17 protein-coding genes are annotated in these 17,020 nt (G+C 57.9%); 4 read left to right on the plus strand and 13 right to left on the minus strand.

Annotated elements, in window-relative coordinates; translation table 11 throughout:
• Nucleotides 1-139 precede the first annotated feature (139 nt).
• The 5 genes from cysS to ADH66_RS16185 all read right to left on the minus strand — a co-directional run bounded on the left by cysS (nt 140) and on the right by ADH66_RS16185 (nt 6,622).
• A complete protein-coding gene (cysS, locus tag ADH66_RS16165) occupies nt 140-1,552 on the minus strand; it encodes a cysteine--tRNA ligase (protein ID WP_066538720.1) in 1,413 nt (470 codons plus the stop codon).
• A 4-nt stretch (nt 1,553-1,556) separates the two neighbouring features.
• Nucleotides 1,557-2,267 (minus strand): serine O-acetyltransferase EpsC, encoded by a 711-nt coding sequence (epsC, locus tag ADH66_RS16170; protein WP_066538719.1) that lies wholly within the window; start codon nt 2,265-2,267, stop codon nt 1,557-1,559.
• Nucleotides 2,268-2,324: 57 nt separating this feature from the next.
• On the minus strand, nt 2,325-3,506 hold the full coding sequence (locus tag ADH66_RS16175) for a ribose-phosphate pyrophosphokinase (RefSeq protein WP_066538718.1): 1,182 nt from the start codon (nt 3,504-3,506) through the stop codon (nt 2,325-2,327).
• 201 nt (nt 3,507-3,707) lie between these two features.
• A complete protein-coding gene (locus tag ADH66_RS16180; RefSeq protein ID WP_066538717.1) occupies nt 3,708-5,753 on the minus strand; it encodes a beta-galactosidase in 2,046 nt (681 codons plus the stop codon).
• Nucleotides 5,754-5,791: 38 nt separating this feature from the next.
• On the minus strand, nt 5,792-6,622 hold the full coding sequence (locus ADH66_RS16185) for a flavodoxin family protein (RefSeq protein ID WP_084384417.1): 831 nt from the start codon (nt 6,620-6,622) through the stop codon (nt 5,792-5,794).
• A gap of 127 nt (nt 6,623-6,749) precedes the next feature.
• On the opposite strand from ADH66_RS16185, the gene ADH66_RS16190 reads away from it, so the two are divergent.
• From ADH66_RS16190 to ADH66_RS16200, 3 genes are all read left to right on the plus strand, one after another.
• Nucleotides 6,750-7,232, plus strand: coding sequence for a GyrI-like domain-containing protein (locus ADH66_RS16190; protein WP_066538716.1), 483 nt, complete (start codon nt 6,750-6,752; stop codon nt 7,230-7,232).
• A complete protein-coding gene (locus tag ADH66_RS16195; protein WP_066538715.1) occupies nt 7,229-8,128 on the plus strand; it encodes a transglutaminase domain-containing protein in 900 nt (299 codons plus the stop codon). The genes ADH66_RS16190 and ADH66_RS16195 overlap by 4 nt, the downstream gene beginning before the upstream one ends.
• 133 nt (nt 8,129-8,261) lie before the next feature.
• Nucleotides 8,262-9,740: a S1C family serine protease gene (locus ADH66_RS16200; RefSeq protein ID WP_066538713.1), complete on the plus strand. Its 1,479-nt coding sequence runs from the start codon at nt 8,262-8,264 to the stop codon at nt 9,738-9,740.
• Nucleotides 9,741-9,885: 145 nt separating this feature from the next.
• Here ADH66_RS16200 and ADH66_RS16205 read toward each other — a convergent pair whose 3' ends face one another.
• Genes ADH66_RS16205 through ADH66_RS16215 form a run of 3 tightly spaced genes read right to left on the minus strand, consistent with a single transcriptional unit; the run spans nt 9,886 to nt 13,892 of the window.
• Nucleotides 9,886-11,046: an MFS transporter gene (locus ADH66_RS16205; protein ID WP_066538712.1), complete on the minus strand. Its 1,161-nt coding sequence runs from the start codon at nt 11,044-11,046 to the stop codon at nt 9,886-9,888.
• A gap of 3 nt (nt 11,047-11,049) precedes the next feature.
• Nucleotides 11,050-11,424 carry a hypothetical protein gene (locus ADH66_RS16210; protein ID WP_066538710.1) on the minus strand — a complete coding sequence of 125 codons (375 nt, stop codon included), beginning with the start codon at nt 11,422-11,424 and terminating at the stop codon, nt 11,050-11,052.
• Nucleotides 11,421-13,892 carry a cation-translocating P-type ATPase gene (locus ADH66_RS16215; protein ID WP_157767227.1) on the minus strand — a complete coding sequence of 824 codons (2,472 nt, stop codon included), beginning with the start codon at nt 13,890-13,892 and terminating at the stop codon, nt 11,421-11,423. The genes ADH66_RS16210 and ADH66_RS16215 overlap by 4 nt, the downstream gene beginning before the upstream one ends.
• Before the next feature lie 267 nt (nt 13,893-14,159).
• Between ADH66_RS16215 and ADH66_RS16220 the strand changes: the two genes are divergently transcribed.
• A complete protein-coding gene (locus ADH66_RS16220; protein ID WP_066538706.1) occupies nt 14,160-14,846 on the plus strand; it encodes an RICIN domain-containing protein in 687 nt (228 codons plus the stop codon).
• Nucleotides 14,847-14,953: 107 nt separating this feature from the next.
• Here ADH66_RS16220 and ADH66_RS16225 read toward each other — a convergent pair whose 3' ends face one another.
• The 5 genes from ADH66_RS16225 to ADH66_RS20210 form a co-directional block, all read right to left on the minus strand.
• Nucleotides 14,954-15,109: a rubredoxin gene (locus ADH66_RS16225; RefSeq protein WP_084384415.1), complete on the minus strand. Its 156-nt coding sequence runs from the start codon at nt 15,107-15,109 to the stop codon at nt 14,954-14,956.
• A gap of 34 nt (nt 15,110-15,143) precedes the next feature.
• Nucleotides 15,144-15,683, minus strand: a complete 540-nt coding sequence (locus ADH66_RS16230) for an NADH peroxidase (protein ID WP_066538704.1) — start codon at nt 15,681-15,683, stop codon at nt 15,144-15,146.
• 175 nt (nt 15,684-15,858) lie between these two features.
• Nucleotides 15,859-16,335 (minus strand): GNAT family N-acetyltransferase, encoded by a 477-nt coding sequence (locus ADH66_RS16235; RefSeq protein ID WP_066538703.1) that lies wholly within the window; start codon nt 16,333-16,335, stop codon nt 15,859-15,861.
• A complete protein-coding gene (locus tag ADH66_RS16240; protein ID WP_236757086.1) occupies nt 16,310-16,762 on the minus strand; it encodes a Fur family transcriptional regulator in 453 nt (150 codons plus the stop codon). Before ADH66_RS16240 ends, ADH66_RS16235 begins: the two co-directional genes overlap by 26 nt.
• Before the next feature lie 98 nt (nt 16,763-16,860).
• On the minus strand, nt 16,861-17,019 hold the full coding sequence (locus ADH66_RS20210; protein WP_157130657.1) for a hypothetical protein: 159 nt from the start codon (nt 17,017-17,019) through the stop codon (nt 16,861-16,863).
• Nucleotide 17,020: the final 1 nt, after the last annotated feature.

Genomic DNA, 17,020 nt, shown 5'->3' on the forward strand with positions numbered 1-17,020 from the left:
TTACCTTCTTTTTCATTATATTTTGGCCGACTTGGCCGTAGGCCAAGTCAACGGCGACGACCGTGGGACTCTGTCCCACACCCTGCCACTTTTGTAAAAGTGGGACTTCACAAAGTGAAGTCAAAAAAACCTTTTACCTTTAGTTCTCTATATGCCACTGCACGCCCTGTGGTGTGTCCTTCACCACCACGTGCCTTGCCGCCAGTTCGTCGCGTATGGCGTCCGCCGCCGCCCAATCCTTGTTCTTGCGGGCTTCGGCGCGTTTTGCGATAAGCCCCTCTATCTCCTCAGCCAGCCCGCTGTCCACCGCTGCCTTCCCGCTCTCCGCGCCCTTACCGCTGAGCAGGTCCAGCCCCAGCACCCGGTCAAAGTCCCCGGCAAGCCAGCGCTTGGTGGCGTCGGTAAGGTCCGACTTCAGCATATCATACAGCACCGTAAGCGCCCCCGCAGTGTTTAAGTCATTCCCCAGGGCCGCCTTGAACCGCTCTATATAGGGCTCCGCCTTGGCCATATCCGGCTGGCCCCCCTTTCCAAGGGCCGTCACCCGGGCCGTCAGCTTCTGGTACGCCTGGGCGGCGTTATCAAGACTCTCAAAGGAGAAGGTCAGGGGCTTGCGGTAGTGGGACTGTAGATTAAAGAGCCTGTATACCAGCGGGTCATAGCCCTTCTCCTCCAGCAGCGACACCGTCAGCTTCGCCCCCTTGGACTTGCTTATCTTGCCCCCCGCGTCGTTCAGGTGCAGCACATGGAACCAGTGGGTGCACCAGGAGTGGCCTAAATAGGCCTCGCTCTGGGCTATCTCGTTGGTGTGGTGGGGAAAGGCGTTGTCTATCCCGCCGCAGTGCAGGTCAAGGTGCTCCCCCAGCTCCCGAAGGCTTATGGCAGAGCACTCGATATGCCAGCCCGGGTACCCAATGCCCCAGGGGCTGTCCCATTTCAGCTCCTGGTCCTCGAACTTGGACTTTGTGAACCACAGCACAAAGTCCGTCTTATTGCGCTTGTTGCCGTCCTCCTCCACGCTGTCCCGCACGCCCACGGCCAGGTCCTCGGCGTTCTGGTTGCCAAAGACGTGGTAACGGTCCAGCTTCGACGTGTCAAAGTACACGTTGCCGCCGGCTATATAGGCGTAGCCTTTTGTGAGCAGCGCCTGCACCATCTCGATAAAATCCTCTATGCGGGTGGTAGCTGGAACCACCGTAGCGGGCTTTCTGATGTTGAGCCTCGCGCAGTCCTCAAAGAAGGCCTTGGTGTACATATCCGCCAGCTCTAATACGGACTTATGCTCCTTCCTTGCGCCCTTGAGCATCTTGTCCTCGCCGGTGTCCGCGTCCGAGGTCAAATGCCCCACGTCGGTGATGTTCATCACCCGGTCCACCCTGTAGCCCTCATATTCTAATGCCTTTTCCAGCACATCCTCCATGATATAGGAGCGCAGGTTGCCGATATGGGCCCGTCCGTAGACCGTGGGGCCGCAGGTATACATCTTCACCACCCCGGGCTCATAGGTGGCAAAGTCCTCCTTCTTCATAGTAAGGGTATTCGTCAGCTTCATACTTTTACTGTCCTTTCAGCTCGTTGACTTTCTTTTCAAGTCGTTCCAATTCTCCCCGGAGCTTGCCCAGCTCCGCCGATTTCTTCGCCATTCGCTCTATCTCACCGCGGAGTCTGCAAAGCTCCATGGACACCGGGTCCGCCACGTGTATCTGGTCCAGGGTCCGGCTGGGCTGGGCCGCCTCCTGGGGCACCTTCTCGCCGTTTATGCGCACCACCCTTGCGGGCACGCCCACGGCCGTCGCCCCGGCAGGCACAGCGTCCAGCACCACGGCCCCCGCCGCCACCCGGGCGTTATCCCCCACGGTGAAGGGGCCCAGGACCTTGGCCCCGGCCCCTATAAGCACGTTATTGCCCAGGGTGGGGTGCCGCTTGCCCTGGTCCTTGCCCGTGCCGCCCAGGGTCACGTTCTGGTAAAGGGTGCAGTTGTCCCCTATCTCGGTGGTCTCCCCGATAACGACCCCCATGCCGTGGTCTATAAAGAGCCCCCGGCCTATTGTGGCCCCCGGGTGTATCTCAATGCCGGTTCTCCTTCTGGAGTGCTGGGAGATGGCCCGTGCTATGAACTTCATGCCGTGGCGCTGGAACCAGTTGGCCCTTCTATAGGCCCTGACGGCCTTGAAGCCCGAGTAGAGAAAGTACACCTCTAACCGGGATCGGGCCGCCGGGTCCCGCTCCATCACCGCGTCTATATCCTCTTTGAGCCTTTTGAACAAAGCTCTCACCCCTATACGGTTAATTTACCCTATACTATTCCCGGGGATACCGGCGGGTTACTGAAACTTCAGCTGCTCGTGCTGCGACTTTTTATACTCCTCCCGCCGCTTCTCCAAGAGGGCCACCATCTTGGCGTGGGGGTCGATAAGCTGGCTGGTGGAGATGTCGTGGTTTAAAGCCGACACATAGTAGGATATGTACTTTGACACGTCCACCTCATAGAACCAGGGCCTGTTCTTCAGCTCCTCGGTGCGGTATGTAAGGTTGGTGCCGAACACCCCATCCAGCACGCCGGCCTGATATGCCTTGTCAAAGGTCTCCAGACCCTTTGCGAAGATGGCAAAGGTGGCAAAGCAGAAGAACCTTTTGGCGCCGCGCTTCTTTACGTTATAGGCGATATCCAGCATGGATTCGCCGGAGGAGATGATATCGTCGGCCACGAACACATCCTTGCCCTTCACGTCAGAGCCCAGGTACTCGTGGGCCACAATGGGATTGCGGCCGTCCACCACTCTGGAGTAGTCCCGGCGCTTATAGAACATACCCATCTCCACGCCCATCACCGAGGCGTAGAACATATTTCGGTCCAGGGCCCCCTCGTCCGGGCTTATAACCATAAATTCGTCCCTGTCTATCACCATGTCGGGGAAGCTCTTCAGCATCTTTTTCAGTACCTGATATGAGGGCCGCAGGTTGTCAAAGCCCATCAGGGGAACGGCGTTCTGCACCCTGGGGTCGTGGGCGTCGAAGGTGACCACATTCTCCACCCCCATGCGCTGAAGCTCCTGCAGGGCAAAGGCGCAGTCCAGGGACTCCCTATAGTTCCGCCTGTGCTGTCTGCCGCCGTAGAGCACGGGCATTATCACGTTGAGCCTGTGGGCCTTGCCGCTGGCGGCCTGGATGATGCGCTTGAGGTTCTGGAAATGGTCGTCCGGGGACATATGGTTCTCCATGCCGAAGTAGGGATATGTGGGGCTGTAGTTGCCCACGTCCACCACGATGTAAAGGTCATATCCCCTGACGGTCTCCTCGATGATACCCTTAGCGTCCCCGGAGCCGAAGCGGGGACAGCTGCACTTCAGCCTGAAGCTATCCACGTCCATGCCCGCAGTTCTGGCCCAGCGTACCAGATGCGCGTCGATCTTCTCCCCCAGCTCCTCCGCGCCCTCAAGGGCAATTATCCCCAAGGGGGCCACGCGGTCCTCTACGCTAAACAGTGATTGGGCTCTCTCTTCCATAAATTCGCCTTCCCTTTCCGCGGGGCGGCCCTCTGGAGCCGCTTCCGCCTCAACAGTATTTCCTCTCGCGTACATTATAGCATAACGTGCCTATTTCTGCCAATCCAATTTTGAGAAACAAGCCGGGTTTTGTAAAGTTATTTTAAAGCTGATAAGACCGCCGCAAAAATGTTGAAACTTTTGCAGCGGTCTTTCCAGGCTTTACTTTATATTTTTAGCTATTGTTACAGAATCATACCCGCGAAGCTCTACTTTTGCCGCAGGCTGGCCGGTGCGCATATCGGTGCAGCCCTCGGGCAGAGCCACGGTTTTTGGCTCCCCGGTGAAGTTCTGGAGGAACACAAAGCTCTCCGTGTCCGTCTCCCGCAGGCAGGCCTCCACCCCAAAGGGTATCTCCCCGGGCAGGGCGCGCTTGCACTGCAGATCGGACACAAGGGTACCAAGGAAATCGGAATAGAAGTCCACCCCAGCCCTGGCGGCCACATAGTAAGCCTGACCCTTACCGTACTCAGCGACGGTCCAGGCGGGCATACCCTTATAGAAGTCGCTGCCGTAGGTGCCGATAACCTTGGCCTCCTCGGCGTGTATCAGCTCGCAGAGCTCAGTGACCCTATAGCTCTTTCCGTCTTCGGTGATGATGGAGTTCTCCTCCCCGTCCCACAGGCCGTCTATCTCCTCGTTCCATATGCCGAAGAGCTCGCGGAGACCTCCCCCTGGCCAGCCGCCCAGGTGGCAGAGGTCGTTCTCGTTTACAAGGCCGGTGTGGTAGGTGCCGACTAAGGCGCCGCCGTCCTTCACGAAAGCCTTCAGCTTCTCCTCAAAGCCCGCACGGAGCATATAGAGCATGGGGGCCAGCACCAGCTTATACCCCGAGATATCGCTCTCCTCGTCAACAATGTCCACCGGCACGCCCATCTGCCAAAGGGCGCGGTACTGGTCCCGGACAGCCTCGGCGTAGTGTATGCCGCAGTTGCGGGGGCCCTGGGCGTTATCCAGCGCCCAGCGGTTCTCCGTGTCAAAGACTATGGCCACGTCGGGGCGCACCTCGCTGTTATAAAGGGCCTTGTCCAGAAGCTCCAGGCGCTCGCCCACTTCAGCCACGTCTCTAAAGGCCCGGGTATCCCCGTGGCCCACATGGTCCACCACAGCCCCGTGGAACTTCTCGCTGGAGCCCCGGCTCTTTCTGAACTGGAAATACTGCACGGAGTTGGAGCCGTGGCCCACGGCGGACATACTGGCCGCCAGCTGCATCCCCGGGCGCTTTAATCTTGAAACCGGCTGCCAGTTGGTGGCGCTGGGGCAGGACTCCATTAAGAGGAAGGGCTTCTGCTTTATGGAGCGCATAACGTCGTGCCAGAGGGCGTGGTTCTGGGCCTCCTCCACGTCGCCCTTGGCATTGCCCACCCACACCGGGTAGGAGTCCCAGGAGACCACGTCCAGGATATCCCTCCACTTGAAGTAGTTATAGAAATAGAAGTCGTACATCAGGTTGGCGGTTACAGGGATAGAGGGGTCTGCGGCCTTCACCGCGTCCCGCTCCATTTTGATAAAGTCCCCCACCTGGTCGGTGACAAAGCGCCTCCAGTCGATGCACAGGCCGTGGATTGGGTCTGCGCCCCACATGGTCCTGGGGGTTGGGGGATTTATCTCCTCCCAGTTATTATAGGTCTGGGCCCAGAAGTCGGTCCAATACTGCTTGTTGAGGGCGCTGATGTCGCCGTACTTCTTCTTGAGCCACTCCCTGAAGGCAGCCTTACACAGCTCGCACCGGCACTCCCCGCCATACTCGTTGGACAGGTGCCAGAGTATCACCCCGGGGTGCTTCGCGAAACGCTCCGCCAGGGTCGTGTTCATGGCTTTGACCTTCTCCCTGTACACCGGGGAGGTATAGCAGTGGTTGTGCCGCTTGCCGGACTCCTCCCTTTTGCCGGAGCCGTCCACCCGGCGTATCTCCGGGTACTTCTCGCTCATCCAGCGGGGCTTTGCTCCCGAGGGCGTGGCAAGGACAGTGTAGATGCCGTTCTTATAGAGGTTGCCGATGACCTCCTCCAGCCAGCCGAACTCGTACCGCCCCTCCTCGGGCTCCAGCTTGGCCCAGGCGAAGATGGCCACGGACACACAGTTAATATGCGCGGCCTTCATCAGCTCGATATCTTTTTCCAGGATATCGGGCCTGTCCAGCCACTGGTCCGGGTTGTAGTCGCCGCCATGGAGCAGGTGGGGAAACCTGGGTGTTACAGAAGACATGTTATTGCCCCTTTCAGGTTAGATTATAAATTATAGGATTATTTCCTATATGTGACCGTTGTTGACTTTGAAAGCGCGCGTCCCATCTGATATATCAGCCAGCCCAGGAGCCTCTTGCCCGGGGTCAGCGGTATCCCCGGCGCGTACCTCATGCCCCGATACCTGGGCCAGAAATCGTTGTCTTCGGTGGGGTAGTCCGTTTTCACGCTTGTCAGCGCTTGGAACAGGTTGAAGGGTATGAGCACGCCCGCCTTTGGCACGTGCATTTTCCCGGAACTCACGTCACGATAGAACTTTCCGGCTATTTTATAGGTCTTTCGCAGGTCCTTTTCCGTGGGCCTATAGTCGTTCCAGCTGTAGGCCGCCACGGGCAGCTGATAGCACCTGTTGAACCCCCAGCCGGTAAGGGTCGACGAGAGGGCCTTTGTGGTGCTCCTGGCCATAACTCCCCCGGTGGTGCTTATTATGAGAGCTTTCTTTGTGAAGTATCTGGGGCGGTGGAGCATAAAAGCCATATGGTCGGTGAAGTTCTTGAGTATGCCGGGCAGGTGCCCCTGGAAGCAGGGCACGGAAAATATCACGCCGTCGCTCTGCTCTATCAGGTCCATGACCGGCTGGACGGCTCCATTATGCGGGCAGGCCTTATGTCCCAGACGGAAGCAGCCGCTGCACCCGGTGCAGAAGGGCAGGCCCATGTCCGACAGGTGCACCTCAGTAAAGACGATGGACTTGCCCGCCAGATATTCTTTCGCTTTCTCCGTCAGGAGCCAGGTGTTGCCCCGATGGGGCCCGCCGTTTATAATAAGTATTTTTATAGTTTTGAAACCCCTGTCACTCTGAATTTTTATTTCATTATACCCCTTTTCCAACTAAAGGTCAATAAGCCGCCCGGACAAAACCAAACTTTATTTGACAGGCTGGGGGTATTGACATAATTTTTTATATTTTGTATGATGGAGCTGCCAAGCTTGGATATCATAATTAAGGGAGTTTACTATGGAATACAAAATTGTGAATAAGCCGGCGTTTTCAGTAATAGGCCGGCTTGGCTCCACAGAGGCCGGCGAGGGGTTTATCGCCCGGCTCTGGCAGCAGGCCAACGAGAATTTTCCCCAAGTCGCACCCCTTGCAAAGAAAAACCCCGACGGCTCCTTCGCCGGGTTCTGGGGGCTTATGTCAGATATGGGCATGAACTTTGCCCCCTGGGAGGACGGCTTCACCCGCGGGCTCTACCTTGCGGGCGTGGAGGTCGAGAGCGGCGCAGAGGCCCCGGAGGGCTGGGTGAAATGGGACGCGCCCGCCCGGGAGTATCTCGTCGCCCCGGCGGGGCCGGAGGCCTTTTCCCTTGCGCTGGAGCACATTAAGGAGCAGGGCTGGACCCTCTCGGGGGCAGTGTATGACTTTACGGACCCGGGCTCCGGGGAAGCGAGCCAGTATTTTCCCATTGACAAAACTTATGGAAATGAGGTATCATTATGACAGAGGAAATGCGAAAGCACTATCTTGAATACGGCCCCTTCACCTATCCGGGGCTGTATGAGGAATATTTTCGGTCTTTGCCGGACGACCCCTCTGAACTGGGGCATCTGATATCCCACCAGATAATCCACCGGGTGACCCTTCGGGAGGGCAACAAAAACGCCAACTTCGACCTGCGCTATGGCGACATGGACCGCTGGCCCTGGTATCGCTCCGAGTGCCAGGACGACATATACCTCACGGCCCCTGCCATAGCCGCCGGGCTCTTCAGGCTGGACGGGCGCGGGTTCGTCCCCGACAGGGCCGTGGAGCATAAGCTGGTGCTCACCTGCCGGTTCGTGTCGGTGCTGGTGACCTCCATTTATAAGGCAAAGGGAGTGCCCTGCCGCAGCCGGGCAGGCTTCGCGCCGTACATCGGCGAAAACAGCATGGACCACTGGATAAACCAGGTCTGGCTCCCGCAGGAGGGCCGCTGGCTCACCTTCGACGCGGACGGCTTCTATGAGGGTTTCCCCATGCCGGTGACCCAGTACGACATGGAGCCCGGTCAGTTTGACTGGTCCGCCAAAGCCTGGCTGGATATCAGAAGCGGCAAAACGGACGGCGCGCGTTTTCTCTATGCCGACGGCCTTGGGACCAACGGCCTGCGCTCTGTGGGAAGATACCTCGTGTACGATTTCCACGCTCTGATGAACCACGAGATCTCCTACGTCCTCCAGCCCAGGTTCATGGAGCCGCTTCTCTTTAGGGGGGAGAGCCTGCCCGAGGAGGACATGGCGCTGCTGGACAAGCTGGCGGAGCTCCTTATGGAGCCGGATAAGAACTTTGACAAGCTGCTAAATATTTGGAACACGGAGAGGAAACTCCGTGACCTGACGAGCCCTCTGGTGGGCTAAAAAATTTCGTAACAGTTTTTTCAGCTGTTTCTCCGATGAACTTCACACAGTTTTCACAATCATAGGGCATAATATAGTCACAACAAGGGAACAACAAGCACCCCAAGTAAAACTCGAAAGGAGCGGCTATATTATGAACACCTATGATAACGATAACAAGAGCACTCAAAGCGAAAGCGAGAGCACCGTACAGCAGAAGCCTGCGGCTCCCGAATACGGCAGCGCAAACCAGTCCAATACCGGCGCCTTCCCCTACACCACACAGACCGCCGCGCCCCGCTATCAGTACCCCCAGTACCAGACCCCGCCCGCTTATCAGGCTCCGGCCCAGACCCAGCAGAGCAGCTACAGCTGGGGGCCGGGCGCGCCCCAGGGCTATTACCAGCAGCCAAAGCCCGCCCAAAAAAAGAAAAAGGGCGGCAGGTTCTTTGTAAAGGCCCTGGCGGCGGTGCTGGCCTGCGGGGTGGTGTCCCTGGGCTCTGTGGGAGTCTTCGCCGGGATGATACAGAACGGCGTTGTGAATATTCAAAGCCCGGAAAACGCGGAGGATACCGCCGCCTTTACCCTCTATAAGCGGGTGGACTCCGATGCGGGCGCCACCCCCACCGCCACCAAATCCGGGCTCACCACCCAGGGTGTGGCACAGAAGGTAATACCCTCCGTGGTATGCGTGCAGAACTATCAGATAATAGAGCAGCAGAACGGCTTCTTCAGCTACTTCTACGGCATGGGCGATGAGCGGGAAAAGTCCGGCGAACTGTCCCCGGCGGGCGAGGGCTCCGGCATAATTCTCTCTGAGGACGGCTATATAGTCACAAACCAGCACGTTATAAGCGGAGCCGACCGCCTGTCGGTGGTCACCTCCGACGGCACCAGCTATGAGGCGGAGCTCATCGGAGAGGACTCCCAGACGGATCTGGCGGTCATCAAGGTGAACACCGAGGATAAGCTTACCCCCGCCGAATTCGGCAGCTCCGACGACTTGCAGGTGACGGACCAGGTGCTGGCCATCGGCAACCCCGGCGGCTTACAGTTCAACTCCAGCGTCACCATCGGCTATGTCTCTGCCTTGAACCGCCCCGTCACCAACGGAGAGACCGGTTTCGTGGTGAACTGCATACAGACCGACGCGGCCATAAACCCCGGCAACTCCGGCGGGGCGCTGGTGGACCTGAACGGACTGGTGGTGGGCATAAACTCCTCAAAGATCGCCGCCACAGAGTACGAGGGCATGGGTTTCGCGATACCCTCGACGGTGGTACAGCCCATCGTCAGCGACCTTATTGAGTACGGCTATGTCCGCGACAGGGCCATGCTTGGCATTACCGGGGCCTTTGTGAACCGGTCCATGTCCAGCTTCTACGGCCTGCCCCAGGGCTACTGTGTGGGCGAGACCGTCACGGAGAACGCCAAGGCCTCGGGCCTTAAGACCAACGACATCATAACCGCTATCGACGACACGCAGGTAGTGGCGGAGAATACGGTCTCCTCCTATCTTGCCACAAAAAAGCCCGGCGACAAGGTGACTCTCACCGTGGACCGGCCGCTGACCGGCGAGAGCGGATTGAAAATAGAGCTGACACTGTCGGCCAATACAGGCTCCAATAACTAAGCGTACAAGTTTTCTTTTTCATAATCTCCTTTTTCAAGCGGAGGGCCCAGGGCGTTTGCCCCGGGCCTTCTGCTTCTTCTTCGCCTTCCCGCCAGCCCTTGCAGAGACCTCCACCCACGAGACAAGCTGTTAAGAACGCTCGAGCCTAACTGAATACAGTTTCAGTATTGCGCACCCGCAGGAACATGGTGATTATCAGCCCCACAACGCAGCACCCGGCCATGAACAGGTACATGGAGCCTATGCCCCACTCCCCCGCAAGCCAGCCGCATACATTCTGCATGACCATGCCCGCAAGGCTGTTCACCGCCCCCACCACCGCCAGCCCCGTGGTGGTAAGCCCCGCCGGGATCAGACAGCGCACCATCTTTAGGGTCAGCATCATGTAGAGGGTGGAGGTGACCGCCTTTAAAAGCACCACCACCGCCATCACCAGCCACGCCGACTTTGACAGGCCGTACACCGAAAACTGGACTATTGCCAGCACAAATACAAGCGCCGTAAGCACCTTCCCCGAGAGCCTGTCCATGAATTTGTTGGAGAATAGAAAAAGGGGTATCTCCACCATGGTGCCTATGGACAGCACCGTGCCCACCATGCCGGTGGGCAGCCCCAGCCCGGAGAGGAGCACCGGCGAGTAGTTCATGTTCACCCCGGAGCAGCCGGAGAATATGAACGCCGCCAGGAGAAACAGAAAGAACTGGGGGTTTTCCAAAAGCGCGGAGAACTTTGGCTTTTCCGCACTGTCCTCCGAGCCCTTTACCGCTGGACGCAGCTCCACTCCCAGAAGTCCCAGAAGGCTCAGCCCGCAGGCCGCCGCCACCAGCAGAAACAACGCGTACCCCGGCAGCAGCTCTATGGCGAGCCCTGCCCCCTGAACCCCCGCGGCAAAGCCTAGGGTGCCCCATACCCGCAGCACCCCGTACCTGAAGCGGCTGTCCCCGGCAAGGCGCTCGCATATGGACGACAGGCCGTTCATCGCCGCCATGATAAGGCCGTTCAGGGCGAACAGTATTCCCAGCCCGTTCACCGCCGAAAATACCCACCCCAGCGCCGCTGCGGATATCAGCAGGACCGCCGCCACCAGCTTCTGGTTCTTGGCCCGGTCGGCTATGTAGCCCAGCACCGGGACCAGCCCCAGGGAGAACAGCCCCGCCGAGGAGAGTATCAGGGACATTTCTCGGTCGTTTTTCCCAATGCCGGTCAAATATACCGACAACACCGCGCTGTAGGCCGCGAAGGCCAGGTAAAAACCCGCGTATAGGAATATGTAGCTTAGATAGCTGTTTTTATATTTTTTAAACACAGTTTATACCCAGATAAAATTAAACACCAGAATCAACACGAACACAAACCTTATAATATGGTGGGACAGATGAAATAAGCTCTTGTCCCCGGACTTCTCCGCCGCAGAGCGGCCATTATAGAAGGCCGCGCCGCAGACTCCCCCGCCGCCTATCGCCATCAGCAGCGAGTCCAGGTTCCCCGGCCAGCCCCAGAGGCAGGCGGGCACTGACAGCAGGGCAATAATACTGCAAACCAGCATGACTATCTGCGAGGGCCTGTACTCCTTTCGCAGGGCGCTTATCACCGCGATAAGGTGCAGGACGCCGAATATCAGCGCCAAAACGCATACGGCTATGGCCCAGCCCACAAAAAATGTGTGGTCTAAATTTGGATTCATTGTCCTTTTCTCCTTTTCATCCTGTCCCGGATCTTTATGGGGTACACCGGGCTCTGTGAGTTTGCTATCACGTGGTCCACCAGATGGAGCATGGCGAGCATGAACACTATAGCGAATATCAGAAGCGGCATAAGGGCGATGAGCATGGGGAGGCTCAGGGCAGTGAGCTCGAACAGACCGCCGAAGAAGCTGTAGGCCAAGAGGAACGCCGTCAGAAGCCCGAAGAACAGGGTGCCGCGCAGGGCGTTAAAGGGGGCGCTGACCTTAAAGAGCATTATAAAGCCGGTCATGGCCGTGACTATCACCGCCATGGTGGAGGTCTCCTCTGTGGTCAGCCCCAGGGGCGCCGCCAGGGCGCAGAGAGCCACGATATTGGCGGTCATTGTAAGGGCGGCGGGAATACACATACGTATGACATTGTTGATGAACTTACCCTTCAGCCTGTCGTTATTGGGCTCCAGGGCCAGTATGAACGAGGGCACGCCTATAGTCAGGGAGCTTATCAGTGTCTGCTGTATTGGCTGGAAGGGGTAGGAATAGTTGATGAAGATGAACAGCACCCCGATAAGGGCCGAGAAGATGGTCTTTACCAGAAACAGGGAGCTGGAGCGCTGGAGGTTGTTTATGGACCTGCGCCCCTCTTGGACCACCACGGGCATAGAGGCAAAATTGCTGTCCAGCAGCACCAGGTTTGAGACGGTGCGGGCCGCGTCGCTGCCAGAGGCCATGGCTATTGAGCAGTCGGCCTCCTTCAGGGCCAGCACGTCGTTCACACCGTCGCCGGTCATGGCCACGGTATGGCCGTCCTCTTTAAGGGCTTTTACAAAGGCTAGTTTCTGCTGTGGAGTCACCCGCCCGAACACGGCGTACTCCTTCACCGCTCGCTTTATGTCCTCCTCGGTGCGAAGGGTGGTGGCGTCCACGTATTTATTTGCATTTGAAAGTCCGGCCTTTCTGGCGATGTTGGCCACGGTCACGGCGTTGTCGCCGGAGATGACCTTCAGGTCCACCCCCTGGTCCGCGAAGAACCTAAGGGTCCGGGGGGCCTCCTTGCGTATCTTGTCGCTTATAAGTACCAGGCCCATGGCCTTCATGCCCTTTGGCAGAGACTTATCGTCAAAGCTCATGTCTGCCCTTGCCAGCAGCAGCACACGCTGGCCGTTCTTTGAATAGCTCTCGGCCCGGGCTTTATAGGGCCCGAAGGCCCCGCCCAGCACGAACTCCCCCGCACCCATGACGTAGCAGCCCCGGCCCTGGAAATAGGCCCCGCTCCACTTTCTGGCCGAGGAGAAGGGCACGGTCTGGGCCGCCCTCCAGGAGGAGGGCGGGCTGTCCGCCAACCACTCCTTTATAGCCATAAAGGTGGGGTTGCTGTCCGTCAGGGTGTTCACAAGGGCAGTTAAAGCCTCCTCCATCTGGTCCCCGGTGAAACCCTCCAGGGGTACTATCTCGTCCACCTGCATGGAGCCCTCGGTGATGGTGCCGGTCTTGTCAAGACAGAGAGTGTCCACCCTTGCCAGGGTCTCCACGCAGTACATATCCTGCACCAGGGTCTTGCGGGCGGAGAGCTTTATGACGCTGACCGCGAAGGCCAGGCTTATGAGCAGCACAAGGCCCTCTGGTATCATGCCCACCATGGCCGCCACGGTGCTCACCACCGAGCTCTGTATGGTGTCCCCCAGCACCACGTACTGCTTCCAGAACAGCAGCCCGCCGATGGGCAGAATGGCAAAGCCGATTATTTTTACGATGAAGTCGATGGAGTTCATTATCTCGGAGTTGCGCTTTTTCATGTAGCTGGCGTCCCCGGCTATCTTGTTGGCATAGCTCTCGGCCCCCACATGCTCCACCTGGGCCGAACAGGTGCCGCTTACCACAAAGCTGCCGGAAAGCAGCGGGTCCCCCGGCTGCTTCACAATGGGATCCGACTCGCCGGTTAAGAGCGACTCGTTCACCTCGCATTCGCCGTCCACCACGGTGGCGTCCGCGCATATCTGGTTGCCGGCGCCAAAGATAAGTACGTCGTCCAGCACCACGTCCTCCACCTTCACGGTGTGCCTCTGCCCGCCTCTCAGCGCCACGGCCTTCGGGGCCGATATTAAAGAGAGCTTGTCGATGGTGTGCTTGGCCCTTATCCCCTGGAAGGAGCCTATCACTATGTTGGAAAGGATCACCCCCATAAAGAGCGCGTTTCGGGGGGACCCCACCAGTATGACCGCCAGGGCCAGGGCGAAGTTCAGAAGGTTGAAAAAGGTAAATACGTTCTCCCAGATTATCTGCCCCTCGCTTTTTGTATGCACCCCCGAGTCGCCGTTATGCAGGCCCTGCTTTACGCGCTGTTCCACCTGCCGGGGGGTGAGCCCCTCGCTGGGGTCCGGGTAAAAGCGCTGAATATTCGCGGCCAAAGAGTCTCCCGCAGCTTTCGTGCTCTGGGGTGTCTGGGCTGGTGGCGTTTTCACGTGCTTCATATCCATAGTACCTCGCTGTTCTTAATGGTAAGTTCTGGTCCTGTTATCCTATTATATATTAAGTATACACCTAATCCGCTCAGTTTCCAAGGATAATCCATTAAAAAAAGCCAAAATATTTTTTACAGATATCTTAATTCATAAATTTGTAAGGAAAAGATTGACATTAGCACAAGGAGCGGCTATAATATATAGTATCATAACGTAAACTGATAAACAGAAAGCCCGCTTATATTGTGTACAGTGCGGAGGAAAGGAAGATTTTGTATGGCTGCTAAGGAAAAGCGCGAGGAGATTATTATAGTGAACCGCAGGACCGGCAAAGCGCTACAGAGTACCGGCCAGGATAACGGCCAGATAGTGGAACAGGCTGAGCCCAACGGCAGCGACGCTCAGGTATGGATACAGGTAAAGGCCCCGGGCCGCGCGGTAAAGCTTGTGAACAAGCAGAACGGTAAGGTGCTGGACGTTACCCACGGCAGCACAGAGGCCGGTTCCTGGGCCCAGACCTGGGACGATGTGGACGGCGGCAGCCAGGTCTGGAAATGGGTCAAGGTCACCGCCGAATATAAGAAACTGATGAACGTCCAGTCCGGCAAGGTACTGGATATCGTCGAGATGCGCGAGGACGACGGAGCTCCCGCCCAGATATGGGACGACGTGGAGGGCATTGGCCAGCAGTGGAGGACGGTTCCTGTTTCGGCGGAGCCGGAGAAGGAGCCCGCCCCGGCAAAGGAGGAGACGCCCGCCCCCAAGAAGCGCGCTCCCCGCAAGCCCAGGGCCGTGAAGGAAACCGCCCCCGCCAAGGAGGAGGCGCCAAAGGCCCAGGAGCCCGAAGTTAAACCTGAACCTGTTGCGGAGACCACCCCGGCTCCCGTAAAGAAGGAGTCACCCAAAGCAGAGGCTAAGCCCGCCCGCAATAAGCCCGCGCGCAAGCCTAAGGCTCCCAAATAACTTGATCGTTTAGGCAGGGCTTTCGGGCCCTGCCTTTTGATATGTTCTGATATCCATCAAAAAAGGACGGCCTGCGCAGCTTCGCGCAGGCCGTCCTTTTTTAAGCTTTACTCCTTCTCAAAGGCGTCCTTGCCCAGCCCACAGGTAGGGCAGGTCCAGTCCTCGGGCACCTTCTCCCAGGGAGTGCCGGGGGCCACGCCGTTGTCCGGGTCCCCCACCTCGGGGTCATACACATAGCCGCAGGGGCATACATACTTGTCCATTTTGTAACCTCCTAAGATTGTCGTCTATAATGTTTTACTTGAAGTACCTCTCCAGCAGACCCTTAAAGGCCTTGCCGTGGCGGGCCTCGTCACGGGCCATCTCGTGGACGGTGTCATGGATGGCATCCAGGCCCTGCTCCTTGGCCATCTTCGCCAGCTGGGTCTTGCCGTCGGTGGCGCCGTTCTCGGCCTCTACGCGCATCTCAAGGTTCTTCTTGGTGCTGTCGGTGACCACCTCGCCCAGCATCTCGGCAAACTTGGCGGCGTGCTCGGCCTCCTCATAGGCGGCCTTCTCCCAGTAGAGGCCTATCTCGGGATAACCCTCGCGGTGGGCGACCCTGGCCATGGCCAGATACATACCCACCTCTGTGCACTCGCCCTGGAAGTTGGCGCGCAGACCCTCGACGATCTTCTCGTCAACGCCCTTGGCCACGCCCACCACGTGCTCGGCGGCCCAGGCCATATCGCCGGACTGGGCGTTGAACTTCTCGGCGGGGGCGCCGCAGACAGGGCACTTCTCGGGGGCGCTGTCGCCCTCATGGACATAACCGCATACGCTGCAAACAAACTTCATGGTAATTTTCCTCCTGATTTTGAATATATTATGTGATATTTCAAAGCGCCTATGCGTTTTAGTAAACGCACTTCAAAATCGGTTTTACCGATTTTGAAGCTAGGCGGCTTTGCCGCCTAGTTCAAAAGAGACATACCTCTTTTGAACTGCGTTAACTATAACACCGTGCGCTTTTTTACAAATCTCTGACGGCCACTATCTCTTCGCCGCACATCTCTCCGTTCTCCACAAAGCCGAACTTATGATAGAGCCCCCGGGCTGCGGTATTCTCCGGCTCATAGCTCAGCCAGACCTTATACGCCGGACCCAGCGGCCTTTCCCGAAGGTACTCAAGGCAAACCTCCAGGGCCCGCTTTCCAAGTCCGCGCCCCTGATGCTTTTCATCTATCATAAACCGCCACAGGCAGTAGCTGTCCTTTGCGCTCTCGGGCTCGTCCGGGTCGTCCAGGCTCCCATAGCCGAACATCACGAACCCCACCGGCCCGCCGCCCTCGTATATCCCGAAGGGCTGGGCCGCGTGTCCGCCGCTTACGGCCACATAGGCCTCCGCAAGGCTGAGCACGTTTGGGGCCACAAACTCCCGCTGGTCCTCCCGGACCTCCAGGGCGATGAGCTGATCGATGTTCTCAAAGGTCACTTTTTTCAGCTCCACTGTCCTTCTCCTCTCCGGCGCTCTGCACGCCCTTCAAACAGTCCCGGCACAGCCCCCTGAAAGTGACGCTTGCGGACTCTATTTTACACCCGCTCTGCTCCGATATGCTCTCAAGCTCCCTCGCCCCGGGCAGTTCAGCCTGCACGTCTATAACCGCGCCGCAGCGCTCGCAGACCAGGTGGGCGTGTGGCGATGTGTCTCCGTCGAACCTCTCGTGCCCGGCTATCACCCCCAGGCTCACCGCCTGGCCGGTCTCGGTAAAACGCCCAAGGTTTCGGTAAACAGTTCCAAGGCTCAGGTCCGGGTACTCCGGCTTCAGCTGCCGGTAGACCCACTCTGCGGTGGGGTGCGTTTCCGTGTCCCGCAGGGCGCAGAGGATAGCCTCCCGCTTCCTGCTGAAATTTTCCCGCCCCCTGGGCACACGCACCACTCCTCTCCCCGGCGAGGGATATTATAACACAGTTTCCAGGATTTGTAAAGTAGGAATCGTTATTGTTTTTGATTTTTTGTTATTCCACATCTTTTTCAGATTTTCGACACTCGGGCTATCTTCTTTTGCAGCGGGCCCTCCAAAAAGGGCTTGAGGTTTTCAGGCTGGCGCATGACCTTCGAGAAGATAAAATCGTCACAGAGGGTCAGTTCTTGGAAGGGCTTTATGCCCAGCAGAGTCTTTTTGTTATCCACG

The organism is Acutalibacter muris, assembly GCF_002201475.1.
GTDB classification, from domain to species: Bacteria; Bacillota; Clostridia; order Oscillospirales; family Acutalibacteraceae; genus Acutalibacter; species Acutalibacter muris.